Source organism: Stenotrophomonas sp. ATCM1_4 (assembly GCF_004348115.1).
Taxonomy (GTDB): domain Bacteria; phylum Pseudomonadota; class Gammaproteobacteria; order Xanthomonadales; family Xanthomonadaceae; genus Stenotrophomonas; species Stenotrophomonas capsici.
The window spans coordinates 25,752-50,637 of sequence record NZ_QPFB01000001.1 but is presented as its reverse complement, the minus strand read 5'-3'; the positions used below and the strand labels follow the sequence as shown (position 1 = coordinate 50,637).

At 68.0% G+C, this 24,886-nt stretch carries 23 protein-coding genes; 9 read left to right on the top strand and 14 right to left on the bottom strand.

Translation table 11 applies throughout. The features are described from left to right. Positions 1-71: 71 nt before the first annotated feature. Positions 72-1,031: a CDF family Co(II)/Ni(II) efflux transporter DmeF gene (dmeF, locus tag ATCM_RS00240; protein WP_132866015.1), complete on the bottom strand. Its 960-nt coding sequence runs from the start codon at positions 1,029-1,031 to the stop codon at positions 72-74. A gap of 46 nt (positions 1,032-1,077) precedes the next feature. Here dmeF and ATCM_RS00235 point away from each other — a divergent pair, with 46 nt between their 5' ends. Next, complete coding sequence (locus ATCM_RS00235; protein ID WP_132862297.1) at positions 1,078-1,350, top strand: metal/formaldehyde-sensitive transcriptional repressor; 273 nt, start codon at positions 1,078-1,080, stop codon at positions 1,348-1,350. A gap of 240 nt (positions 1,351-1,590) precedes the next feature. Here ATCM_RS00235 and ATCM_RS00230 read toward each other — a convergent pair whose 3' ends face one another. The 4 genes from ATCM_RS00230 to ATCM_RS00215 form a co-directional block, all read right to left on the bottom strand. Then, entirely contained in the window at positions 1,591-3,165 is a 1,575-nt protein-coding gene (locus tag ATCM_RS00230) for a PepSY-associated TM helix domain-containing protein (RefSeq protein WP_132862296.1), read from the bottom strand. 10 nt (positions 3,166-3,175) lie between these two features. Beyond that, the gene (locus tag ATCM_RS00225; protein ID WP_132862295.1) at positions 3,176-3,478 is read right to left on the bottom strand and encodes a hypothetical protein; all 303 of its coding nucleotides are present in this window, start codon (positions 3,476-3,478) and stop codon (positions 3,176-3,178) included. Continuing rightward, positions 3,475-3,762 (bottom strand): hypothetical protein, encoded by a 288-nt coding sequence (locus ATCM_RS00220; RefSeq protein WP_132862294.1) that lies wholly within the window; start codon positions 3,760-3,762, stop codon positions 3,475-3,477. Before ATCM_RS00220 ends, ATCM_RS00225 begins: the two co-directional genes overlap by 4 nt. A gap of 101 nt (positions 3,763-3,863) precedes the next feature. Then, positions 3,864-6,083, bottom strand: a complete 2,220-nt coding sequence (locus ATCM_RS00215; protein WP_243693928.1) for a TonB-dependent siderophore receptor — start codon at positions 6,081-6,083, stop codon at positions 3,864-3,866. A 187-nt stretch (positions 6,084-6,270) separates the two neighbouring features. On the opposite strand from ATCM_RS00215, the gene ATCM_RS00210 reads away from it, so the two are divergent. Genes ATCM_RS00210 through ATCM_RS00195 form a run of 4 tightly spaced genes read left to right on the top strand, consistent with a single transcriptional unit; the run spans position 6,271 to position 10,333 of the window. Continuing rightward, entirely contained in the window at positions 6,271-6,948 is a 678-nt protein-coding gene (locus ATCM_RS00210) for a DUF3348 domain-containing protein (protein ID WP_132862293.1), read from the top strand. A gap of 10 nt (positions 6,949-6,958) precedes the next feature. Next, positions 6,959-9,046: a DUF802 domain-containing protein gene (locus ATCM_RS00205; protein WP_132862292.1), complete on the top strand. Its 2,088-nt coding sequence runs from the start codon at positions 6,959-6,961 to the stop codon at positions 9,044-9,046. Positions 9,047-9,051: 5 nt separating this feature from the next. After that, positions 9,052-9,699, top strand: a complete 648-nt coding sequence (locus tag ATCM_RS00200) for an OmpA family protein (protein ID WP_132862291.1) — start codon at positions 9,052-9,054, stop codon at positions 9,697-9,699. Beyond that, positions 9,689-10,333: a DUF2894 domain-containing protein gene (locus ATCM_RS00195; protein ID WP_165931088.1), complete on the top strand. Its 645-nt coding sequence runs from the start codon at positions 9,689-9,691 to the stop codon at positions 10,331-10,333. Before ATCM_RS00200 ends, ATCM_RS00195 begins: the two co-directional genes overlap by 11 nt. A 352-nt stretch (positions 10,334-10,685) precedes the next feature. Here the strand turns inward: ATCM_RS00195 and ATCM_RS00190 are convergent, their stop codons facing one another. Then, complete coding sequence (locus ATCM_RS00190; RefSeq protein WP_132862289.1) at positions 10,686-11,393, bottom strand: pirin family protein; 708 nt, start codon at positions 11,391-11,393, stop codon at positions 10,686-10,688. Positions 11,394-11,530: 137 nt separating this feature from the next. Here ATCM_RS00190 and ATCM_RS00185 point away from each other — a divergent pair, with 137 nt between their 5' ends. Further along, positions 11,531-12,451 carry a LysR family transcriptional regulator gene (locus ATCM_RS00185; protein ID WP_132862288.1) on the top strand — a complete coding sequence of 307 codons (921 nt, stop codon included), beginning with the start codon at positions 11,531-11,533 and terminating at the stop codon, positions 12,449-12,451. Positions 12,452-12,463: 12 nt separating this feature from the next. On the opposite strand, the gene ATCM_RS00180 is transcribed toward ATCM_RS00185, so the two are convergent. The 8 genes from ATCM_RS00180 to ATCM_RS00145 all read right to left on the bottom strand — a co-directional run bounded on the left by ATCM_RS00180 (position 12,464) and on the right by ATCM_RS00145 (position 20,768). Then, positions 12,464-13,594, bottom strand: coding sequence for a GDSL-type esterase/lipase family protein (locus ATCM_RS00180; protein ID WP_243694065.1), 1,131 nt, complete (start codon positions 13,592-13,594; stop codon positions 12,464-12,466). 211 nt (positions 13,595-13,805) lie between these two features. Continuing rightward, positions 13,806-14,444 (bottom strand): RpiB/LacA/LacB family sugar-phosphate isomerase, encoded by a 639-nt coding sequence (locus tag ATCM_RS00175; protein ID WP_132862286.1) that lies wholly within the window; start codon positions 14,442-14,444, stop codon positions 13,806-13,808. Positions 14,445-14,780: 336 nt separating this feature from the next. Next, on the bottom strand, positions 14,781-15,536 hold the full coding sequence (gene kduD / locus ATCM_RS00170; protein ID WP_132862285.1) for a 2-dehydro-3-deoxy-D-gluconate 5-dehydrogenase KduD: 756 nt from the start codon (positions 15,534-15,536) through the stop codon (positions 14,781-14,783). 217 nt (positions 15,537-15,753) lie between these two features. Continuing rightward, complete coding sequence (locus ATCM_RS00165; protein WP_132862284.1) at positions 15,754-16,806, bottom strand: LacI family DNA-binding transcriptional regulator; 1,053 nt, start codon at positions 16,804-16,806, stop codon at positions 15,754-15,756. 260 nt (positions 16,807-17,066) lie between these two features. Beyond that, on the bottom strand, positions 17,067-18,350 hold the full coding sequence (locus ATCM_RS00160; protein ID WP_132862283.1) for a TRAP transporter large permease: 1,284 nt from the start codon (positions 18,348-18,350) through the stop codon (positions 17,067-17,069). A gap of 3 nt (positions 18,351-18,353) precedes the next feature. Then, complete coding sequence (locus ATCM_RS00155; protein WP_132862282.1) at positions 18,354-18,887, bottom strand: TRAP transporter small permease; 534 nt, start codon at positions 18,885-18,887, stop codon at positions 18,354-18,356. Between the two features lie 13 nt (positions 18,888-18,900). After that, complete coding sequence (locus ATCM_RS00150) at positions 18,901-19,905, bottom strand: TRAP transporter substrate-binding protein (protein WP_132862281.1); 1,005 nt, start codon at positions 19,903-19,905, stop codon at positions 18,901-18,903. 35 nt (positions 19,906-19,940) lie between these two features. Beyond that, a complete protein-coding gene (locus ATCM_RS00145; RefSeq protein WP_132862280.1) occupies positions 19,941-20,768 on the bottom strand; it encodes a 2-keto-4-pentenoate hydratase in 828 nt (275 codons plus the stop codon). Positions 20,769-20,898: 130 nt separating this feature from the next. Here ATCM_RS00145 and ATCM_RS00140 point away from each other — a divergent pair, with 130 nt between their 5' ends. The 3 genes from ATCM_RS00140 to ATCM_RS00130 all read left to right on the top strand — a co-directional run bounded on the left by ATCM_RS00140 (position 20,899) and on the right by ATCM_RS00130 (position 24,549). Then, positions 20,899-21,903, top strand: a complete 1,005-nt coding sequence (locus tag ATCM_RS00140) for an alpha/beta hydrolase (RefSeq protein ID WP_132862279.1) — start codon at positions 20,899-20,901, stop codon at positions 21,901-21,903. A 64-nt stretch (positions 21,904-21,967) separates the two neighbouring features. Next, complete coding sequence (locus ATCM_RS00135; RefSeq protein ID WP_132862278.1) at positions 21,968-23,575, top strand: carboxylesterase/lipase family protein; 1,608 nt, start codon at positions 21,968-21,970, stop codon at positions 23,573-23,575. A 374-nt stretch (positions 23,576-23,949) separates the two neighbouring features. After that, positions 23,950-24,549: a cysteine dioxygenase family protein gene (locus ATCM_RS00130; protein ID WP_132862277.1), complete on the top strand. Its 600-nt coding sequence runs from the start codon at positions 23,950-23,952 to the stop codon at positions 24,547-24,549. Positions 24,550-24,886: the final 337 nt, after the last annotated feature.

Below are 24,886 nucleotides of genomic sequence, written 5' to 3'. Positions count from 1 at the left end.
CCGCGCGCCCTCTTCCAGCCCTGCACCGTTGCTCCGCGAAGAAAGGGAGAAAGCAACAGCAGCAGCCGCACCTAGCCGGCGCTGCGTATTTCCACCGTCACGTGCACGATCTCCTCATGGATCGACAGCGCGCGGTGGAACACGTCCGCACCGACACCCGGCGCGGTCACCACTTCCATCGCGCAGGAAAAGCGCCCACGACCCACCTGCCAGACATGCAGGTCGCTGATGCGCGCCGGTACGTCACCCTGCTCCACCGCTTCGCGGATCTCGGCCACCACCGGTGCATCCATCTCCGCATCCAACAGTACGCGGCCGGTCTGGCGGATCAGTCCCCAGGCCCAGGCCGATACCAGCACCGCGCCGACGATGCCCATCAGCGGGTCCAGCCAGGACGCGTTGAAGTACAGCCCGCCCAGCAGGGCGATGATCGCCAGCACCGAGGTGGCCGCATCGGCCAGCACGTGCAGGTAGGCCGAGCGCTGGTTCAGGTCATGATGGTGGTGGTGATGGTCGTGTCCGTGATGGTGACTGTGGTCGTGGTCATGACCGTGCCCATGATGATGGTGCGCGTGCTGGTCGCGCAGCCACCACGCGCACAGCAGGTTCACCGCCAGGCCCACCACCGCGATCGCGATGGCCTGCTGGTAGTGGATGGGGCTGGGCTTGAGCATCCGCGCGATCGACTCGAACGCCATGATCCCGGCCACGCCCAGCAGCAGGATCGCACTGGTGTAGCCGGCCAGGATCTCGATCTTCCAGGTACCGAAGGCGAAGCGCGGGTCGTCCCGGTACCGCCGCGCGCAGGCATATGCGAACGCGGCCAGCCCCAATGCCAAGGCATGCGAGCTCATGTGCCAGCCGTCGGCCAGTACCGCCATCGAGTTGAACCACCAGCCACCGGCGATCTCCACCACCATCATCACGACCGTCAGGGCCATGGCCCGGCGGGTGTTCTTCTCCGCCATCGGGTTGCCGTCGCTGAAGGCGTGGCTGTGCCGGCGGGACTGGGCAAGGGTTTCAAGGTTCATCATGGCGGCCTTCTCATATACCCCCATAGGGTATACGATTCCGACCATGGCACATATCCAACGTGACAGGAAGAAGCTGCTCGCCCGGGCCCGCCGCATCGCCGGCCAGGTGGCCGCGCTGGAACAGGCGCTGGAAGCCGGCGACGACTGCGACGCCGTGCTGGTGCAGATCGCCGCCGCCAAGGGCGCGATGCACGGGCTGATGATGGAAGTGATGGCCGGTCACCTGAACGACCATGTCGTCGCCGAGAAGGACCCGACCAAGCGCGCCAGCGAAGCCGACGTGCTGCTGGACCTGCTCAAGCGCCACGCCAGGTGAGCAAAGGCACGCTGCAGGAGCGGCCTTGGCCGCGAAACATATCGCGCTTCAGGCTACTGCGAAGCATGCAACCGCATTGATCCCTTTGTCGGCGTTGGCCGACGCATCTCCAGCTTCGCAGCCAAGGCCGCTCCGACAGAAAATCCGCACGCCTTTCGCGCTGCCGGGTGCTGGCGGTAGTGCCGAGCCATGCTCGGCAGGCGCCGTCCCGGCCCAACCACAGCGCAGCATGGCGGCGCTCTACACGGGGTTGGGGCTGGTCTGCGCCCAGATGCTGTCGGTATGGCCCTGCTGCAAGCGCAGGCGCGTGCGCCGGGCGATGTACAACAGCACCGGCACCGACACCAGCGCGGTCACGTCCACCGGCCAGCTGCCGGCGTGGCTCCATGCCCCGCCGATGCCCCACACGCCGGCCAGGCTCGACAGCGGTATGGCCAGCGTGAACACCGCGCTGAGCCACAGCAGTTCCACCGCACCGCGTGATGCGCCGCGCAGGAACGCCCAACCGATCGCGGCCACGAACACCGCGTAGTAGATACCGGTGTGCCACGCCTTCAGATCCGCCACCAACGCGGGCAACCATTTGGTTGCGGCGAGGCTGGCGGAGATGCCGGCCACGCAACCCAATGACACGCCCACCGTCAGGCAACCCAGCACCCAGCCCGATAGTTTCTGCGCGGGCGTTTCCGGCCCCTTGCGCTTGCGTCGCCGCGATTCCACCCACAGCAGGTTGCCGGTGTAGAACAGCGCCGCGCCGGCCAGCCCCATCAGCACGTACAGCCAGCGCACCGGATTCCCGCCGAAGCTGCCGAAGTGCAGCATGAAGAACGCATTGACCGCCCCGTTCCAGCCATCCATGTGGCCGGGCAGGTCATGCGGGTCCACCTGCCCGCTGTACGGGTCCAGGTGCGTGCTGGCGTACAGCCGTGCGCGCGTGCCATGGCGCACGTCCAGCCCGGTCACCGTCGCCTCGACATGCCCGTCCTTGCGCTGGAATCCAAAGCCCTGCACGTCGAAGCCGGGCAACTGCACTTCCACCCGACGCAGCAGTTCGGCCGCCGGCAGCACGCGCGCGCCGGTGGGCGCGTCGTCGTGTGCCTCGTTCCACTCGATGCCACCTGGGTACACCACCGCGCCCTGCGCGCCGTAGAACGGGTCATGGAAGGCGAACACCACGCTGGTCAGCGCGATCACCAAGTGGAACGGCAGGCTGAACAAACCCAGCGCGTTGTGCGCGTCCAGCCACATGCGCTTGATGTTCTTGCCGATGCGCAGCGCGAACACGTCCTTGGTCAACGTCGGCAGCAGCACGATCAGGCCCGACACCAGCGCCACGGCATAGGCCAATGCCACCGCGCCCATGACCGGCCGCGCGATCGCATCGGGGAACGGCAGGCCAACCAGCTGGTGCAGGGTATCCACCAGCTGCACCACCGGTGCCTTGCGTGTCTGCTCCACCTGCAGGCTGCCGTCGGCGCCGAAACTCGCCCCGTACTCCTTGAACTGGCGACGCCCCCCGGCACGTTCCTGCCAGTACACCCGCGCCGGCTGGTCGGCACCGGGCTTGACCGAAATGAAGTAGCGCGCCGCAGCCTGGGGATGTTCGGCCAGCACCGCTTCAACCAGCGCATCGGCGCGCTCCAGCGACGGCGCGGCGGCCAATGTGGAAGGCGGCGTGGCCCAGCGCTCCAGCGGCTTCTCGAACATCGTGACCGAGCCGGCGTAGAAGGCGATGAACAGCATCAGCCCGCAGACGATGCCGATCCAGATGTGGACGTCCTTGTAGACCTTGATGATGTCGCTGCGGATCTTCATGCCTGCATCCTCACGCCATCACCCAGCGCGCCAGCGCCAACATCCCGAACGTGGCCACATTGGCCGCGCCCAGCCACAACCAGGCGCGCAGGCTGTCGCGGAACAGATGGACGAAGCACAGCACCGCCGCCCAGATCGGTGCCATCAGCCACATGGTGAACTGGTTCTTGCCGCCGCCGGCGCCAATGCCGTCCGGTCCCAGCCAGGCGAACAGGCCAGACAACGACAGTGCCAGGCCGAAGCCCAGCACCACGCCGGCACAGGTCTTGCCGAACCAATGACGGCTCTCCAGCCGCGCACGTGCTTCGCTCATGCGGACCTCCGCGCGCGTACGCGGGCGCGCCATGCGCCCAGAAAGGGTGCGATCGACCACACCAGCGTCAGCAGCACCAACCACGCCGATATCGCTTCAAGCGGCGCCATCAACGGCCACATCGCCAGCAACGAGACGAGCGCGAGCACGCTGCCCGGCCACCACGCATGCCGCGTTGGCCACGGCCCGGCAGCGCGCAGTTGCTGTTGTGGCGAGGCGACGTACAGCAGCATCGCCGCAGCGCTACCGGCAACGGTCGCCAGGAGTGCCAGCAGCAGGTTCATGGGGTGGCACCACGCGGTTCGAGGAAGGCGTTCATTCGGTCTGGCTCATGGCGGGACAATGAAGGCGCCCACCGGGGCCTGCCCGATGGGCGCATGCTGCATCACCAGCTGAAACGCGCGGTGGCGGTGACGGTGCGGCCGGTGCCGTAGTAGCAGGAAGACACGCCACCGCAGGTCGAGACAAAGCGCTTGTCGGCCAGGTTGCTGACGTTGAGTGCGAACTGCGTGCCCATCGCGCCGTGTTGCCCCACGTCGTAACGGATGGCCGCATCCCACAGCGTGTACCCCGGGATCAGGTACAGGTTGGCGCTGTCGCCATGGCTTTCGCCGTTGTAGCGCACGCCTGCGGCCAGGCTCAGGCCTTCCAGGCCACCGGCCTGGAACGTGTAGTCCGCCCACAGCGCGGCGGTCCAGTCCGGCACCATCGCCAGCTGCTTGCCGATGTAGCCGTTGTTGCTCTTGGTGACTTCCGAATCCATCCAGCTGGCGGCACCGATCACGCTGAAGCCTTCCAGCGGGGTGATGCGGCCCTCCAGTTCGACGCCGCGCACGCGGCCTTCGCCATCCTGCACCTGGCACTGGCTGTTGCCGGCGGTGCCGCAGGTGTTGTGCGTGAGGTCCGGGTCATTGGTGAGGATGTTCTGCTGGCGCAGGTCGTAGGCCGAGAACGTCAACAGCCCATCGAAGGACGCAGGCTGGTACTTGATGCCCGCTTCCCACTGTTTGCCGGTCACCGGGTCGAACGCCGAGAGCGTGTAGCTCATGTTGGTGTTGCTGCCCGAGGGCTGGAACGACTCGGCGTAGCTGAGGTACGGGGTCAGCCCGTTGTCGGCCACGTACAGCACGCCCAGGTTGCCGCTGAAGGCTTCTTCCTCGCCGCGGGTCGGAATGCGGGCACCGTAACGGTTGGTGGCCACGGCGTAGCTGCGGGTCCAGGTGTCGTCACGGGTCCAGTCATAACGGCCACCAAAGGTCAGCCGCCACTTGTCCAGCGCAACCTGGTCCTGCAGGTACACGCCGGTCTGGCGGTTGATGCCACCGGAGTAGCTGATGCTGGTGGTGACCGGCGCGTAGTTGGAATAGACCGGGTTGAAGATGTCGATGTCGCGCGGGTTGACCATCGCGCCACGCGCGCCGGTCCAGTCGGCCTTCTGCCAGTCCACGCCAATCAGCAACGTGTGCTCGGCCACGCCGGTGCTGAACTTGCCGGTGATGCGCGTATCGACGGTTTCTCCCTTGGAGTCGCCCTCGCCCCAGGTGGCGCGCCGCTTCTGGGTGCGCCCATCGGCGTTCAGGCCGCCATTGGTCACCACGGTGCGGAACAGCGATTGGACATCGGTATGGCGCGCGCTCTGGCTCAGCGTCCAGTTGCCGTTGAAGCTGTGCTCGAACAGATAGCCGGCGGTCCAGAGGGTGCGGTCATAGGTGTTCCAGCCGGGCTCGCCGATGAAGGTGGTGTTCTTCATGTGGCCGTGGGGCGTGGCCACCAGCGTGCCGTCCATCGGCAGGAACTGGTAGGTCGAACCGCCATCGTCCTTCTGGTACAGGCCGAGCAGGGTCAGGCGTGTGCGTTCGGCGATCTGGAAGGTGTAGCTCGGGGCCAGGAACCCGTGCTTCTGCTCGGTGTGGTCGATCTGGGTCTGGCCATCGCGGTACAGGCCGACCAGGCGCAGCAGGTGGCGGTTGTCGTCACTGCCGGCGCCCACGTCGAAAGCGGTGTTGTACTGGCCGTTGCCGTCGATGCCCAGGCGCAGTACCTGCTGCGGGTCGGGCGTCGGCGTCTTGCTGACCTGGTTGACCATGCCCCCCGGAGCCACCTGCCCGTACATCACCGCCGACGGGCCCTTGAGCACTTCCACCCGCTCCAGGTTCCAGCTGTCGACCATGGTGCGGTTCCACTGGCTGCCCTGCGGCGCGCGCATGCCGTCAATGGTGACGTTGTTGGACCAGCTGCCGGCATCGAAGCCACGGATGCGGAAGTCATCGACGCGGTTGTCGATGCCGCTGCTCTCCAGGGTCACGCCGGCCACGTAGCGCATGGCCTCGTTGAGGTTCTGCACGCCACGGGCGTCCAGCTCCTCGCGGGCGATCACCGAGACCGACTGCGCGGTCTCGGCCACCGCGGTATCGGTCTTGGTCGCGCTGGAAGCATGCGAGGTGGTGCGGTAGGCGTTGACGTGGACGGCATCGAGCGTCCGCGCCGGGTCCGCGGCCTCGGCCAGCTCGGGACCGGCGGCAAGGGCGGTGACGGGGGAAAGGGCCATGGCGACGGCCATGGACAGCAGCGCCGGACGGGCGGCACGGAAACGAGGGAGGGACACGGCATCAACCTGCGGTGGGGCGAGGATTGGCTGACTGCGCGCGGCAGCGGCTGATGGAGCGACATTGTACGAACAAGAATCATTCTCAACAATGATCCAGATCAATCCAGCCGCCAACCGCCTGAATACCACTGACCGGGCGAAGTCACGCCCGCCATGTAAAATGCTGATTTTTTAGTCAGGACCCATGGCGAAAGCTTCCCAACGGGCGCCCGTGCTGGGCCCGGCGTTCATTCGCCTGCTGGCCCGCTTCAAGGACGATGCCACCTCGCCCACGGCGCCGGACGTGTCGGCGCGGCTGGCCACGTGGTTTGACTGGAACCGCGCCATCACCCTGTCCCGCGCCCTGGACAACCCGCCTGCACCCGCACCGGACGGCGCCACCTTCGACCAGGACCACGACGCCGACTGCACCCGCGTGCGGGACCGCCTGCTCCAGGCCATCCATGCCGAGATCGCACCGGTCGCGCCCGTCGTCGATGCCGCCGCGCCCGACCCGTACGCGCCCTACCGGCAGCATTACCAGGCCCAGCAACGCGCCATGCAGACCGCCACCGGCAACCTGCGTGGCCGGCTGCGCGACATGCTGGCCCGGCAGTCCCCGGCCAAGGCCCGCCTGGCCGAGGTCGACGCGGTGATGGAAGCCACCCTCAGCCCGCGCGAACACACCCTGCTTTCCCATGTGCCGGCCCTGCTCGGCCTGCACTACCAGCGGCTGCATGACAGCGCCGCCAGCGCCGATGCCCAGGCATCGGCCACCACCACGGCCCTCTTTCTCCAGGACCTGCGCACCGCGCTGCTGGCGGAACTGGAGGTCCGTTTCCACCCCATCGAAGGCCTGCTTGCAGCGCTCCGCACCCGGTAACCCGCTCCCTATGTCCAGAAACCTCGTCGCAATCGTCGTCTTCCTCGTGGGCCTGCTGGCCGTGTGCTGGATCGGTGTCGGCTATGCAGGCACGCACCCGCTGGCCGCGGTGGTCGCCGCGGTCATCGCCGCCTGCTACCTGGCCGGCGCGTATGAGCTGTTCCGCTACCGCCAGGCCACCACCACGCTGGTGCAGGCACTGCCGGCCATCGCCGACGGCGCGGACAACCTGGACGGCTGGCTGTCGCGGCTGGCCCCCAGCCTGCGCAACGCGGTGCGCCTGCGCGTGCAGGGCGAACGCGTCGGCCTGCCGGCCCCGGCCCTGACCCCGTACCTGGTCGGCCTGCTGGTGCTGCTGGGCATGCTCGGCACCCTGCTCGGCATGATGGCCACGCTGCGCGGCACCGGCCTGGCGCTGGAAAGCGCCACCGACCTGGACGCCATCCGCAGCTCGCTGGCCGCTCCGGTCAAGGGCCTGGGCTTCGCCTTCGGCACCTCGATCGCCGGCGTCGCCAGCTCGGCCGCGCTGGGCCTGTTGTCGGCGCTGTTGCGCCGTGAGCGCGCCCAGGCCGTGCAGGAACTGGATGCCGGCATCGCCGCCCAGCTGCAGGCGCATTCGCCGGCATTCCAGCGCAATGAAACCTTCCGCCTGCTGCAGGAGCAGAACGCGCTGATGCCGGCCCTGGTCGATCGCCTGCAGGCGATGATGGGCAGCCTGGAACAGCAGCAGCACGGCAACAACGAACGCCTGCAGGCCAACCAGCAGGCGTTCCACGAGCGCACCGAGGCCGCGTACACGCAGCTGGCCGCCTCGCTGCAGGCCGCCATGCAGGACGGCATCCGCCACCAGGCCAACGCGGTGGGTACGGCCCTGCAACCGGTGGTCGATGCCACCATGCAGGGGCTGGCCGAACGCTCCAACGCCCTGCATGCGGCCATCGACGATGCGGTGCAGAAGCAGCTCGACGGCCTCAACACCGTGGCCCGCGAGGCCGCCGCCGGTGCCAGCGACAGCTGGAAGACCGCACTGGCCGAACAGCAACGCGCCAACGCCGCGCTGACCGGCGAACTGCAGCAGGCCCTGCAGCAGTTCAGCACCGGCTTCGAGCAGCGCGCGAGCGCCCTGGTCGACGGCGTCGCCGCACGCATGGAAGACAACACCCGGCGCACCGCCGATGCCTGGAACGCCGCACTCACCCTGCAGCACGGCACCCACGATGCCCTGGCCCAGCGCAACGAGCAGGCGCTGCTCGCCGCTTCGGACAGTTTCCAGGGCCACGCCCGTTCGCTGGTCGACGCGCTGCGGCAGTCGCACGACGAACTGCAGGCCGCCTTCGCCGCACGCGACGAACAACGCCTGGGCAACTGGTCGCAGGCCCTGTCGGCGATGGTCGAACGGCTGGACCAGAGCTGGACGCACAACGGCGCGCAGGTCGCCGCCCGCCAGCAGCAGATCTGCGACACGCTGGCACAGACCGCGCAGGCCATGGGCGAGCAGTCGCAGGCGCATGCGCGTGACACCCTGGCCGAGATCTCGCGGCTGGTGCAGACCGCTTCCGAAGCACCGCGCGCGGCCGCCGAAGTGGTCGCCGAGCTGCGCCAGAAGCTGTCCGACAGCATGGTCCGCGACACCGCGATGCTGGAGGAACGCGGCCGCCTGCTGTCCACGCTGGAAACCCTGCTCGACGCGGTCAACCACGCCTCCACCGAACAGCGCAGCGCCGTCGATGCCCTGGTCAGCACCTCGGCCGACCTGCTGGAGCGCGTCGGCAACCGCTTCAGCGCGCAGCTGGAAGACCAGACCGCCCGCCTGGACGGCGCCGCGGCCCAGGTCACCACCAGCGCGGTGGAAATGGCCAGCCTGGGCGATGCGTTCGGCACCGCCGTGCAGTTGTTCGGCCAGTCCAGCGAGGCGCTCAGCCAGCGCCTGCAGCTGATCGAGACCGCGCTGGACAAGTCGCTGGCACGCAGCGACGAACAGTTGGCCTACTACGTCGCCCAGGCGCGCGAGGTCATCGACCTGAGCATGCTCTCGCAGAAGCAGATCATCGGTGAGCTGCAACAGCTGGCCGAAGCCCGCGACGGCAGCGGGGCCTGAGTGGCATGAGCGACGAGATCGAGTTCGACGCCGAATCCACCGCCACCACCTGGGCCGCGTTCGGCGACCTGATGTCGGTGCTGCTGGGTGCATTCGTGCTGATCCTGGCCAGCGTCATCGGCATCCAGCTGCTGCTGCACAACCGCCTGGACGAGGAAGTGAAGCAGCGCCAGGCGCAGACCGCCAAGCTCAAGACGCTGGAGCAGGCGCTGGCCGCGCCGATGGCCGCCGGCCGCATCACCGTCATCGACGGCCGCATCGGCATCAGCGGCAGCGTGCTGTTCGCGCTCAACTCCGACCAGCTGCAACCGGAAGGCCGCGAACTGCTGCAGAGCATCGCCGGCCCGCTGCGTGAGTACCTGCACGCACGCGAGGAGATCCTGATGGTCAGCGGCTTCACCGACAACCAGCCGGTGCGCGTGGCCAATGCCCGCTTCGCCGACAACCTGGAACTGTCGGCCGCGCGCGCGCTCACCGTCACCCGCACCCTGATCGCCGATGGCGTGCCGTCGGCGTCGGTGTTCGCCGCGGCCTTCGGCGCCGAGCAGCCGGTCAGCCCCAACGACGACGAGGCCGGGCGTGCGAAGAACCGCCGCGTCGAGATCGCACCGATTCCGCGGCCGCACACCGATGGCAAGGCCGATGCCCGCTGATCCGGCGGTGCACGCACGGCTGGATGCGTGGCGCACCCAGGGCGCCGACCGCATCGATCCGCTGCGCTTTGGCCTGATCGACGCACTTGCCCGCCGTGCCGGTGCCTACGACGGCGCGGTCCGCACGCAGCTGGAAGCGCGCCTGTCGCAGCTGCTCGACGACTACGCCGGGATCGTGCAGCGGCACGTACCGGACACGGCCGCCGGCGAGGACGCCCCCAGTCCGCTGCGGCAGCTGATCACGCTGCTGACCACCGAGCCGCTGCAGTACCAACTGCCGTTGAATGCGGCCGGCCGCACCGAGGCGGCGGCCGAGGACACCGGCGACGGCACCGCGCTGCCGGTACTGGACGAGTTCCAGCAACTGTGGGGCCGCATCCGCATCGAGAGCCTGCTGCGGCAGTGCCTGGATGCCCTGCCCGAAGACGCCGGCCCGCTGCATTCCAGCGTGCTCACCTACCGTGCCATGGCATTGATGCAGGAGATTTCGCCGGACTACCTGCAGCACTTCATCGCCTACGTCGACGTGCTTACCTGGATGGAGCCGCTCAGCGGCAACGACACCGCGCCCGAGCCCAGCCGCAGCGCCAGCAAGCGCAAGGCCGCCCCGCGGAAGAAGAAGCCGGCGCCATAGGCCGCGATTGCATCCCGGCAGGCACCACGCACGCCTCCCCTGTGCGCATGAATGCGCACAGGGGGCCAATTACTGTGGACCGGTTGGCGTTTCACCACGCCGTCTACACATCAGGGATGAAAGGCTGCACGTGACGGCTCGCCCGTCACGTCATCCCCCCGATGACGCCCTCTTGGTTGCAGAGCCCAATCTGCAACGAACCGGCCGCTGGCCCTGCCAGTGCGGGACGCCCGAAAGGCTCGTCGTGAACCGGTGTTTCGTCGCCTCCCCTGCTCCGCACCCGCCCGCGTGACGGCCAGACGCCGCTGCCACGGCCTTGCGGTCGCGGCAACGGCGGGTCCTTGAAACCGGCTTATAGCGCGGCGGTATCGACCAGCACCAGCTCCGAATCCTCCAGCGCGCGGATGGTGATGCTGTCCTCGCCGGTGATGGCGGCGCCGTCACGTGCATCGAGCGGCACGCCGTTCACTTCCACCTTGCCGGTGTTGGGCACCAGGTAGCCGTGGCGGCTGGCGTCGTTGAAGCGGTACTCGGTGCTTTCACCGGCCTTGAGCGTGGCACCGGACACCCGCGCATTGGCACGGATCGGCAACGCGTCGTCGTCGCCTTCGATGCCGCTGGCCAGCGTCACGAAGCGGCCGCTGCGCTCGCCCTTCGGGAACGGCTTGGTGCCCCACGACGGCTTGCCACCGCGCTCATCCGGGAAGATCCAGATCTGGAAGATGCGGGTGATGCCCGGCTCCAGGTTGTACTCGGCGTGGCGGATGCCGCTGCCGGCACTCATCACCTGCACGTCGCCGGCCTCGGTGCGGCCCTTGTTGCCCTGGTCGTCCTGGTGGCTGATGGCACCCTCGCGCACGTAGGTGATGATCTCCATCTCGGCGTGCGGATGCGGCGGGAAGCCGGTGCCGGGCTGGATGGTGTCGTCATTCCAGACCCGCATCGCACCCCAGTTCACGCGCTTGGGGTCGTGGTACTCGGCGAAGGAAAAATGATGCTTGGCATCGAGCCAACCATGATTGGCTCCACCAAGGCTGGCAAACGGGCGACGTTCAATCATGGCGTTCTCCTGGGAAACAGTGGTTTGTCGATGGGCGCCAGTCTAGGCCTGCCCCGCAATGCAGAGAATAGAAACAATGGAAAGTCATGCTTTCCATTTCTGCGATACTGCGCGCAACGCCCTGCCCCGGATGCCCGATGAGCCGCCTGCCCGATCTCGAAGCCTGGGCCATCTTCGCCAAGGTGGCCGAAGCCGGCTCCTTCGCCCGTGCCGCCGAGGAGCTGTCGCTGTCGCAGGCCACTGTCTCCAAGGCCATCACCCGGCTGGAGGCGCGCGTGGGCACGGCCCTGCTGCACCGCACCTCGCGCCGGGTCTCGCTGACCGACGCCGGCCAGGGCGCCCTGGAGCGCGCCGTGCGCATCCTCGATGAGGGCGAAGCCATCGAATCGGAGGTCGCCGAGCGCTCCACCGCGCTGCGCGGCTTGATCCGCGTCGCCGCACCGATGTCCTTCGGCGTGGCCCGGCTGACCCCCTTGCTGCCGGCGTTCATGCAGGCCCATCCGGACGTGGAGCTGGACCTGCAGCTCAGCGACGACATGGTCGACATGGTCGCCGAACGCTTCGACATGGCCCTGCGCATCACCAACCTGGCCGATTCCAGCCTGCGCGCGCGGCGCCTGTGCCAGGTCCGCATCCTGCTGGTGGGCGCACCGGCCTACTTCGCCGCACATGGCCGGCCCCGGCATCCGCGCGACCTCGCCCGGCACCGGGGCTTCCAGTACAGCTACACGCGCGGCGGCAACACCTGGCGCTTCCGCCACGCACGCCACGGCGAGTTCGCGCAGACCGTGCCGCGCCCACTGCAGGCCAACAACGCCGAAGTATTCGCCCCCGCATTGCATGCCGGTCTTGGGCTGGCGCTGCAGCCGGAATTCCTGGTCTGGGAAGACCTGCGCGCGGGACGGCTGGAAACGGCGCTGGACGACTGGAAGGTCGAACCGTTGGCGCTGAGCATCGTCACCCCGCCGGGCCTGCGCCGGCCCACACGCGTGCAGGCACTGATCGACTACCTGGCGCAACGCCTGGAAAAGGAGCCATGGGCCCTCCAGGCGCCCTGATGCCCGCGAGGGCTACCGGGTCGTCGGATACGCCAGCATCACCACCAGGTCCTCGTCGCCGGTCTGCTGCAGGGCATGCGTGCTGCCACTGCGGGTAAGCAGCGCGTGGCCGGGGCCCACTTCGTACTGCTGGCCGTCAAGCACGTACAGGCCACGCCCGCTGACGATGTAGTAGATCTCGTCCTTGTGCTGCGGGTGCAGGCCGATGCCTGCGCCCTTGTGCAGCACGCGCTTGCGCAGCACGAACGGCAGGTCCCCGACCTCGGCGAAGAAGGAATACGCAGTGGTCGGGCCGGCACCGCCATGCGGCCCGGGCTGGGTGCGGGCAATGTCCTGCTCGCGGATCACCCGTGAGCCGTGCGCGTCGACCGCTGCTTTGGCCGGAGCCACGGGCGCGGCGGCGGCTGCCGTCGTGGCGGCGGGCGGTGGCGGTGCACTGATCGCGCCGCAATCGATGTCGCGTTGCAGCCCCTCCCGCATCCGCGGCTGCAGCTCGACCCAGCCACGCATCACCAGGCAGGCCACCGCGGTCGCGCCGGCGGTGCTGAAGTGGGTGCCGTCCGCCTTGCCCTGCGCCGGCACGAACATGAAGTAGGGCCTGGCCCCCTGCTCGCCCAGCGCGCGGATCCACGCCATCGAGCGGGCATTGAGATCGATCAGCGCCACCTGCCGCTCGCGCGCCACGCGCTGCATGGCCTGGGTATAGCGACCATGCGTGTCCAGCAGCGCGCCGAAGTCGTACAGCAACCGTGCCGCCGGTGTGACCAGGATCGGCGTGGCCCCCTTCTCCCGCGCCACGGCGACGTAGCGCTCGAGGAACATCACGTAGTCGCCGTCCGGCGCGGTGTAGCGGCTGGGGTCCTCGAACTTGGCATCGTTGTGGCCGAACTGGATCAGCAGTACATCACCGGGGCGCAAGGCGTGGCCGATCGCGTCCAGCCGCCCCTCGGCGATGAAGCTGCGCGTGCTGCGTCCACCCACCGCATGGTTGTGCACCTGCCATCGCGCCGGATCCAGCCAGCCCTGCAGCATCTGCCCCCACCCCGCCTGCGGCGCACGCTCCGGGCCATAGCTGGCCGCGGTGGAATCACCCGCGATGAAGACCGCATGCGACGCATCTGCGGCAACGGCGTTGCCCGCCATGCACAGCAGGAGCAAGCAGGAAGAAATGAGCTTCATCAAAGCGACGCCTCCGACCGCCTGGCGGCCATGTAGGAGCGCCCTCGGGCGCGAAGCCGGCCCCTGATCCGGAGCCGGCAACCTCACTGCGGTTCCACGCCCGCAACCGGTAACAACAAGGGCGCCGCCCGGCGCCCTTGTCCGCCCGCAAGGGCATTACCGCGACACCAGGCGCTTACTTGCCCAGCACGCCCTTCACGTAGGCCACGATGTCCGCGTCCTGGGCGTTGTCGAAGAACGCCTTCTGGAAGCGCTCGCCGCCCACGGCCTGCTTCACCAGCTCCTGGTCGATGGCCTTCAGGCCTTCGACGAAGTCCTTCGACGCGCCCTGCTTCACCTGCGCCAGGATGCCGGCATTGGCCATCTGCGATTCCTTGCGCTCGGCCGGATAGCCCTGGCCACGCTCACCGGCGAACGCCTTCTCGAAGATGAAGCGGATGTTGATCTCCGCGCCCCAGCCGTAGCCCTTGGCGAACGGCAGCGACAGCGCGTTGCCATTGTTGACCTGGGCGAACAGGAACGCATCGGTCGGCTCGATGCAGTAGCCGCAGTACACGCCCGGCCAGGCATTGAGCGACATCATCGCGCCCTGCCCGGTACCGCAGCCGGCGACCACGAAGTCCACGGCCTTGGCGTTGAGCAGCAACGCGGCGCAGATGCCCAGATGGATGTAGGTCAGGCGGTGGTCGTTGTCACCGTCCATGCCCACGTTGAACACGTCATGGCCCTGTGCGGCGGCCACGGTGTTGAGCTGTTCCAGCACCACCGGGTTCTTGGCGGCCTGGCTGAATTCCTGCATCAACGCGATCTTCATTGCATGACTCTCTTGTATGGGAAACGTTGTTGTTGATGAGTTGAAAGCCAAAGCGGGGCTTCCCTCATCCGCCCCTTCGGGGCACCTTCTCCCGCACGCGGGAGAAGGGAAATCCGTGCAGCTCGCGATTGCTGCCTGGGCTGTCGCTTTGGCTTCGGCTTCGGCTTCGGCTATTGCAGTTGCTTTGGCTTTGGCAGTTGCTTCGGCTTCGGCTTCGGCTATTGCTCTCCCCTCTCCCGCATGCGGGAGAGGGGTAGGGGTGAGGGCGCTTCCAGCTTTTCAGCGTTTGACGCCTTGGCTCTGGCCTTCCAGCCGTCACCTCATCACCTTCAACCCTCAGCGCGCCAACCAGCCACCATCGACCGGGATGATCGCGCCGTTGACGTAATCCGACGCACTGGACGCCAGGAACACCGCGGTGCCACCCAGGTCTTCCGGCTTGCCCCAACGGCCAGCCGGGATGCGGTCCAGGATGGCCTTGTTGCGGTCTTCGTCGGCGCGCAACTGCGCGGTGTTGTCGGTGGCCATGTAGCCCGGCGCGATCGCATTGATGGTCACGCCCTTGCCGGCCCACTCATTGGCCAGCAAGCGGGTGATGCCGGCGATGCCGCTCTTGGAGGCGGTGTAGGACGGCACCCGGATGCCGCCCTGGAAGGACAGCATCGAGGCGATGTTGATGATCTTGCCGCTGCCCTGGGCGATGAAGTGCTTGCCCGCGGCCTGGCTCATGAAGAACGCCGACTTGATGTTCACGTTCATCACGTCGTCCCAGTCCTTCTCGCTGAACTCCACCGCGTCGGCGCGGCGGATCAGCCCGGCGTTGTTGACCAGGATGTCCAGGCCACCCAGCCCGGCCACGGTCTCGGCGACCACGCGCTCGACCGGTTCGATGCTGATCAGGTTGGCCTCGATGTTGAGGAAGCGGCGGCCCAGCGCACGCACCTTCCCGGCGGTCTCCTCGGCCGGGACGATGCCGGCACCGGCGATGTCGGCACCGGCGGCGGCCAGCGCCAGCGCGATGCCCTGGCCCAGGCCGGTATTGGCACCGGTTACCAGTGCGACCTTGCCTTCGAGACTGAATGGATTCGTCATGGTGTTCCTCTCCCTGAGCGGTGGTTCGTGGGTTGCTGCCGGCAGCGTGGCCGGAGGGGTTGCGGTGGCTGCGTTTGGCGCCTGCCGCGGCGGGGTCCGGCCGGCCCGGGAGCAGGGCTCCAGGGCGGGTTCGGGACGATTCTAGCGGTTATGGAAACCGGTGTCATTTTGCGCCGCAAGAATAAGCGTTTTCCTTTTGGAACAATTACTTGGGGGGTCAGTCCTGCGGTGGCTGGCAGGAATCGCGCACGACCAGGTGCGGGCGCACGCTGGCCAGCGGCAGGGCACTCTTGCCCTCGGGCTGGATCAGCATCGCCGCAGCGGTGCGCCCGGTATCGCGGGTATTGCGCCGCACCGAGGTCAGCGATGGCCACAGCCGCGAGGCCAGCGGGCTGTCGTCATACCCCACCACCGACAACTCGCGCGGGATGTTGATGCCCGCACGCATGGCCACCTTGTACACACCGGCGGCCATTTCGTCGTTGCCGGTGAAGATGGCGGTCGGCCGCTGCTTGCCCAGCAGCAGCTTCTCGGCCGCGGCCACGCCCGACTCGAAGGTGTAGCCGGCCTCGATGATGCGCGCCGGCGGCAGCTCGATGCCGCGGTTCTGCAACGCCTCGATGAAGCCGGCGGTGCGCTCGTGCGCGGAGCGGTAGGCGGTCGGCCCGGTGATCAGCGCGATGTCACGGTGGCCCAGCGACAGCAGGTAGTCGGCGGCCTCGGCGGCGCCGTCGCGGTCGTGGGTGATCACCATCTGCGAGGTGTCATCCAGCGGCAACGCGGCGATGCGGGTGAAGCGGCAGCCGATCTCGTCGAGCATGTCGGCCAGCGCCTGGTCCTCGGAGGCACGCGGCACCAGGATCACCCCGTGCAGCTTCTGCTGCTGCACGAAGCGCTTCACCCCCTCGATGTAGCCGGGGCTGCGCGTGTCGCAGGGGTGCACCACCAGCTCGAAGCTGGAGCCACGCAGCGCGTCCAGCGCGCCGTTCTGCATGTCCACCACGTACTGCGCGGTGGGGTTGTCGTAGACCATGCCGATCAGGAACGAACGCCGGAACGCCAGGCCACGGGCCAACGGGTCGGGCGCGTAGCCCACCTCACGCATCAATGCCTCGACCTTCTCGCGGGTGTCTTTGCGCACCAGCGGCGAGTTGTTGATGATCCGCGACACCGTCTTCTTGGAGACACCGGACAGGCGTGCGATGTCGTTGATCGTGGCGGGTCGGCCCAGGTTGTGGGCCGGGGCGTCGACGTCGGTCTTCTTGCGCAAGGCGAGGTCCTTGAAACCGTTCAATGCAGTCATTCTATCGGGCCGCGCTCGTTCCAGAGCGCGGGTGTGGGCGTTGCGGGAAGGCACCCCGGCGTTGCCGGCGGCAGGCTCATGGCCTGCACCGATGCCCGTTTGATCCCCGCCACATTGTGAGGGCAGTCGCGGCGCGCCATCTGAACGGGGCGCGCCGCCGTGCTGTACCCATCCCGCGGGCGACATGCCTCCGGCAGCCACCACCGGCGGGCACCTGCCCGGCGGCATCAACTACGCAGCAGCGCCGGCAGCCACAACGACATCTCCGGGAAGAACGTCACCGCCAGCAGCACGCCCAGGCCGGCCAGCCAGAACGGCCAGATGGTCTTCATGCTCTCACCGACGGTGATCTTGCCGATCGCCGTGCCGATGAACAGCACCGAGCCCACCGGCGGCGTCACCAGGCCCAGCCCACCGGTCAGCACCAGCACCAGGCCGAAGTGGATCGGGTCGATGCCGTAGGCCTTGGCCACCGGCAGGAAGATCGGCGTGCAGATCAGGATCATCGGGGCCAGGTCCATGAAGGTGCCCAGCAATAGCAGCATCACCACGATCATCAGCAGCACCATGTACTTGCTGTGCGCGAAGGACTGCAGGAACTCCACCGCCGCCGCCGGCACCTGCAGGTAGGCCAGCAACCAGCCGAACACCGCCGCGGTGGCGATCACGAACAGGATCACGCCGGTGCTGCGCGCGGCATGCACCACGGTGGCCATGAACTCCTTCCAGCGCAGCTGGCGGTACAGCACGGTGGTTACCAGCAGCGCGTACACCACCGCGATCGCCGCCGACTCCACCGCGGTGAAGATGCCGGCGCGGATGCCGAAGAAGATCAGGCCGACCAGGCCCAGGCCCGGCAGCGCCGCGACCAGCCGCAGCAGCACCGCGCGCATGCCCGGGAAGGCTTCCACGCCGTAGCCGCGACGGCGCGCCACCACGTAGCCGGTCACCATCAGCACCACCGTCATCAGCAAGGCCGGCACGATGCCCGCGGCGAACAGGTCGGCGATGGACAGGCCACCGCCGGCCGCGGCCGAGAACAGGATCAGGTTGTGCGACGGTGGCACCAGCAGCGCCACCAGTGCCGCGGTGATGCTGACGTTGACCGCGAAGTCGCGGTCGTAGCCGCGCTTGACCATCTGCGGGATCATCGTGCCACCCACCGCCGAGACGTCGGCGATCGCCGAGCCGGACACGCCACCGAAGAACAGCGAGGACAGGATCGACACCTGGCCCAGGCCGCCGCGCATGCGCCCGACCAGCGACGAGGCCAGCGAGATCAGGCGCTCGGAGATGCCACCGCGCATCATGATTTCACCGGCGAAGATGAACAGTGGAATGGCGATCAGCGAGGCCGAGCCGGTGCCGGCGGAGATCTGCTGCACCAGCACGATGCTGGGCAGGTCCAGGTACAACAGGGTGGCCAGTGCCGCGGCGGCCAGCGCATAGGCGACCGGCACGCCGATCAGCAGCAGCACGCCGAACACGGCGAAGAGGATTGCGATACCCATGGTTCAACGGTCTCCTTCAGCGGTGCCGGCACTGCCCGCGCCGGCCTGCAATGCCTGCGCCATCCGGTTCAATGCGAACACCGCCATCAGCGCGCCACCGATGCTCAACGGCAGGTAGTTCACGCTCTGCGGCAGGTTGGCGCCGGCGGTCTTGATGTGCAGGCCGTCCAGCCACAGCACCCAGCCCCACCAGGCGATGAAGCCGCCGATGACGGCGATGATCAGCGGCACCAGTGCATCGATCACGCGCTTGATCGCCGGGTTGATGTAGTCGGCCAGCAGGAAGAAGCCGAAGTGGCGGTTGGTGTACACGCCGGCCGCTGCGCCCAGGCTCATCGCCGTGCTCAGCAACAGCAGCGTCACCGGCTCGGTCCAGCTGGGCGAATCATTGATCACGTAGCGGGCGAAGACCTGCCAGCCCTGCACCACCACCAGCCCGAGCAGGGCCAGCACGGCGATATGGATGACGACGTCGGCCAGCCGTTCCAGCACGCGCTGGAAGCCCGTCGTCACCGTGGTTTCGTTGGTATCAGACATCGTGGCGCGGTCCTCAGGCGAAGTCGCGGATGCGACGGTGCAGCGCGGCGATGTCCGCCTGCTTCAGGTAGTCGCGCAGCAGCGGTGCCGCCGCTTCGCGGAAGGCCGGCATGTCCACCGCATTGGCTTTCACGCCGTAGGCCAGCACCGCTTCGCGCGCCTTGTCCTCGGAGGCATCCCACTCCCGGCGCATCACCTGCACCGACTGCCGCGCCAGCTCCAGCAGCAGTTGCCGGTCGGCCGGGGACAGCGCGTCCAGGCTGCGGCGCGACATCAGCAGGATGTCCGGCGCATACGAATGCTGGCTCTCGGACCAGTAGTGCGCCGCCTCGAAATGGCGGCTGGAGTGGAAGCTGCGCATGTTGTTCTCGGCGCCGTCGATCATGTGCGTCTCCATGCCGGAAAACGTGTCGCCCAGCGACATCGGCGTCGGGTTCGCCCCGAACATGCGCATCAGCTGCAGGAAGATGTCCGAGCTGGCCACGCGCAGCTTCAACCCGTGCAGGTCGCCGGGTTCGACGATCGGGTGCTTGGTGTTGTAGAAGCTGCGTGCACCGGAGTCATAGACCGCCAGGCCGACCAGCCCGCGGCTCTCGAAGCCGCGCAGCACCGCATCGCCGATGCCACCGTCCAGCGCACGCCGCATGTGCTGCACCGAGTCGAACACGTACGGCAGGCACAGGGCCCGGGTCAGCGGGAAGGCATTGTTCAACGCGCCGGAGTACACGCGGGTGATGTCGATGGCACCGAAGCGGGCCATGTCGATCGCCTCGGACTCGCGGCCGAGCTGGCCGGAGTGGTACTGGTTCAGGCGCAGCCGGCCGCCGGTCTGCTGCTCCAGCTGCTGGCCGATCCACTTCACCGCCGTGACCGTGGGGTAGTCGGCCACGTGCACGTCGCTGGCGGTCAGCAGCTGTCCGCCGGCAACCGTGCCTTTGCCGCCGGCCGAGCAGGCCGCCAGCATCGGTACGGCCAGTGCTCCCAGGCTGCTGGTGAGAAAACCTCGTCGAGTAACCATTGCGCCCTCCCGCGCTGTCTGTGGTTGCCGCGGGATCACCCGGCGGGCACGGCCCTGCACGAAATCTCGCCGCAACCGGCGAAACGGATCAAGGCCTGCTGGCCCACGCGGATGTCATGGATGCCGGTGGCATTGCCGGTGGCGATCAGGTCGCCCTTCTTCAACGGCCGGCCACGCTTGGCCGAACGCGACAGTGCAAACGCGTAGGCCGCACGCAGGCCACCGGGCAGGTGGGTGGCACCGCCGGTGCCGACCACCGTGCCGTCGATCAGGGTTTCCGCGCGCAGGTCCGGTTCGTCACGCCGGGTCCAGTCCGGAATCTCCGCGCCGAGCACCAGCCCGTTGTTGTTGCCGAAGTCGGACACCACCACGCGCGGCCCCAGGATATTGATCGTCGCCAGCGGGCTGCTGGCCACTTCCACACCGATGAACAGGCGGGCCGGCAGCGCCTCGGCCTCTTCCGGGGTCCAGTCGAGCTTGTCCGCCGGCGCGTCGGCCTCCAGCTGCAGCACGTACTCGGCCTCCACCGCGGCAAAGCCGCCGGCGGCCGAAAACACCGGGATATCCACGATGGCACCGGTAGCATTCCAGAGATTGCGCTGGAAAATCGGGCCCAGCAGACGCTCGTCGCCGGAGCCATCACGGCGCTCGGCCGCGATGTAGCCCACCTTCCAGCCCACCACCACGTCGTCCCAGCGGCCGATGGCCAGGTCCTGCACGCGGTAGGCAGTCACCAGATCATCCGGGATCGTGCCGGGAAAATCCGGAAGCGAACGTCCCTGGCGGCGGGCTTCCACAAAACTGCGGGCAATGTCGTCCAGCCCGGTATCCGACGGGTGCTGACTGCCTGGGTCGTTGCTCAAGTGACTCTCCTGATGTCTTTGTTGCACTGCCAATCGACAGTTGCCTGGTTGGCTGTATAAGGTAAACCGGTGTCATCTGACAATGTGCAGTGCACCAGAAGCGACGATCCCCTGCCATGCCGGATCCAACATGCTCCCACACACAATACGTAATCTTCTGTATTTACTGGCTTTTTATCTTTTCGTACTGACCGCCCCGCTATTCGCCCAGAGCACGCCGGACGGCGAGCCGGCCGTGGGTTCGGCCGACCGCATCGCGCTGTGGCCGGATGGATTGGCACCGGGGGACAAGCCATTGCCCTCGCCGCGTCGCATCGTCGAACGCAGCGCCGACCCTGCCCTGCCGGACCGCTACATCGACCACGTCAGCACGCCCTATCTGGTCGTCCACCGCCCGGCACGGCCCAATGGCGACGCGCTGCTGGTCATCCCCGGCGGCGGCTACCAGCGTGTCGTGCTCGACAAGGAAGGCACCGCGCTGGTGCCGGCCTTTACCGAACAGGGCGGCACCACCTTGTTCGTGCTGCGCTACCGCCTGCCAGGCGAGGGCCGTGCGGACCGCGAAGCGGCGCTGGCCGACGCGCAGCGTGCACTGCGGCTGATCCGGCACCGGGCTGGCGAGTGGGGTATCCGCCCGCACCGCATCGGCGTGATGGGCTTCTCCGCCGGCGGTCACCTCGCCGCACGGCTGGGCACCGGCTTCGATGCATCCGTCTATCCGCCCACCGACGCCATCGATGGCGAGAGCGCGCGCCCGGACTACCAGCTGCTGGTCTATCCGGTCATCGACATGTACGGTCCCGACACGCATGCCGGTTCGCGCCAGCGCCTGCTCGGTGACACCCCGTCTCCCGAGCTGCTGCAGCGCTACTCGATGCAGACCCGGGTACGCATGGACACGCCGCCGACCTTCCTGTTGCACGCCGGCGATGACGATGTGGTCCCGGTTGGCAACAGCCTGCTGTTCTACCAGGCGCTGCGCACGGCCGGTGTCACCACCGAGCTGCACCTGTTCCCGCACGGCGGCCACGGCTTCGGTGTCCGCGGCACCGCCGGCCTGACCAGCGTGGCCTGGCCACGCCTTGCGCTGGACTGGATCACCTCACTCCCCCCGCCACCCCGCACCGCCCCCTGAATCCCTCTCCGATGGAGAGAGGGGTTGGGGTGGGGCCGTCGTCTCCCTCCATCACCCGCCGACCATGACCCAGCCACCCAGCAATCCCCACCGTCGCCAGTTCCTCCAGCACGCCGGCCTGCTCACCGCCGGCATCGGTTTGGCCACCGCCCACACCGCCGGCTGGGCGCACACCGGCAATGCGCCCATCGCCCGCACCCGCGGCGGCCGCATCGCGGGCCAGACCGAAGGCGACATCCATGTCTTCCGTGGCATTCCCTACGGTGCCGACACTGCTCCACGCCGGTTCCAGCCAGCCCTGCAGGAGTCGGCCTGGAGTGGCGTCCGCGATGCGCTGGCCTACGGCCCGGCCGCCCCGCAGGCCGGCAATGAAGGCCCGGGCAGCGAAGACTGTCTTTACCTCAATGTCTGGACCCCGGCCCTGCACGATGGCGGCAAGCGCCCGGTGCTGTTCTATATCCACGGCGGCGCCTACAACAACGGCTCCGGCAGCGACCCGCTGTATGACGGCGGCAACCTGTGCCGGCGTGGCGACGTGGTGGTGGTCACCGTCAACCATCGCCTCAACCTGTTCGGCTATCTGCATCTGGCCCAGCTCGGCGGCCCTGCCCTGGCCGACTCCGGCAACGTCGGCCAGCTCGACCTGATCCAGGCCCTGCACTGGGTCCGCCAGCATGCGGCCGAGTTCGGCGGTGACGCCGACAACATCACGGTATTCGGCCAGTCCGGTGGCGGCGCCAAGATCGCCACCCTGATGGCCATGCCGGCGGCCAACGGGCTGTTCCATCGTGCCTGGACGATGAGCGGACAACAGGTCACCGCCGCCGGCCCACGCGCCGCCACCCAGCGTGCGCGGCTGGTCCTGGAGCATTTCAAGCTCGGCGATGCCGACGCACTGCGCCAGCTGCCGATGCAGCAGCTGCTGGAAGCGGTGAAACTCCGCGATCCCTCGCGCGTGGAGAGCACCGGCCTGTACGTCGGCCCGGTGCTGGACGCACGCAACCTGCCCGCGCACCCGTTCTGGCCACAGGCACCGGCGCAGTCGGCCGCCATTCCCATGGTCATCGGCAACACCCACGACGAAACCCGCGCCTTCCTCGGCAATGACCCGGCCAACCACACGTTGAGCTGGGAAGCGCTCCCGGCCAGGTTGGAAGCCCAGCAATACGTCGACCTGCTGCCGACGGTCGTCATCGCCGAGTACCGCCGCCTGTATCCGCACTACACGCCGTCGGAGATATTCTTCGCCGCCACCACCGCCGGCCGCTCCTGGCGCGGTGCGATCGAGGAGCTCGAAGCCCGCGCCCGCCAGGGCGCCCCTACTTGGGCCTATCAACTGGACTGGTACGACCGCGGTGGCGACGCCGCGCACCTGCGCGCCTTCCACACCCTCGACATCCCGCTCGTGTTCCACAACCTGCAGCAGCCCGGCGCACGCACCGGCAACGGCCTGGAGGCCCAGCACGTCGCCGACACGATGAGCGACGCCCTGCTCGCCTTCGCCCGTCACGGTGATCCCAACCACCCCGGCCTGCCGCACTGGGAGCCCTACGCACTCGATCGCCGCCAGACCCTGCAGTTCGACGCCAACAGCCACCTCGGCGACGACCCGCGCGGCGGCGAGCGCAGACTCTACGCGCAAGCCCCGTTCATCCAGCGCGGCACGTTCTGACGCCCCGAAACCCCGCCACAACCAGCGAACCCCACCCCCTCTCCCGCAAGCGGGAGGGGCCCGAGTGAGGGCGCGATTCAACAACCCTCATCACAACCAGCGAACCCATCCCCTCTCCCGCGAGCGGGAGAGGGTGCCCGATGGGCAGGTGAGGACGCGATTCAACAGCCTTCATGACAGTCAGCGAACCCCATCCCTCTCCCGCAAGCGGGAGAGGGTGCCCGAAGGGCGGGTGAGGGCGCCCTTGCCTCGCTCTTCATCAAGCGCCCAACCACGAACAGCGCACCCAACCGCATCCGCTGCAGCCCAACAATTCACGGCCACCGCCAACCACTGACAACGGAATCTTTACCGCCCTCGCCTAGACTGCGGGCATGACGTTGGATACTTCGCACTACCCCGATTTTCCCGGCCGTCAGCATCTGCTCGATGGCATCGACGCCGCCCTGCAGGCCGGAAACACGTCTGCAACCGTCATCCAGGTGCAGCGCGTGCTGGAACGGGCCATCAACGATCCACGCATCAGCCTGCCGCCCGTCATCCACAATCCGATCAACGATCACTACGCCCGCCGCGAGCTCTATCGCAGCCCGAGGCATGGCTACAGCATCATCGCCATGACCTGGGGCCCGGGACAGGGCACACCACTGCACGATCACGACGGCCTGTGGTGCGTCGAAGGTGTCTGGCGCGGCGACCTGGACATCACCCCGTACCAGCTCATCGAGCACCAACAAGAGCGGTTCCACTTCAGTCCCCGCCAATGTCTGCGGGGCACCCGCGGCAGTGCCGGCAACCTGATCCCGCCCGACGAGTTCCACACCCTGCGCAACGCCAGCAGCGACGCCATCGCCGTTTCGGTCCACGTCTACCAACGCGCCATGGATCGCAGCCACGTTTTCGAAGCCATCGCCGACAAACCCGGCTGGTACCACCGCCAAGCCCGCGCGCTCTCCCTCGACGCCTCCCCATAGACGCGCCCACCGGGATCCCCGCACAGTCCTTCGCCTATGGGTAGGAACGCCCTCGGGCGCGAAGCCGGCGCCCGAGCCGCACTCCGCACCAATCGTACCCACGCGCATCACCCGCTCCAGCCATCCCCGCTGCCGGGGAGCCAAATCCCAGCCTCGCGCCTGCGGGCGCACGTTCCGGGGGCGCCCACCGGCGATGTTTCGGGCAAAGAAAAAGCCCGCTGCGGCGGCAGCGGGCTTTTGGTTTAAAACCTGGCGATGACCTACTCTCGCACGGCTTGAGCCGCACTACCATCGGCGCAGCTGCGTTTCACTTCCGAGTTCGGGATGGGATCGGGTG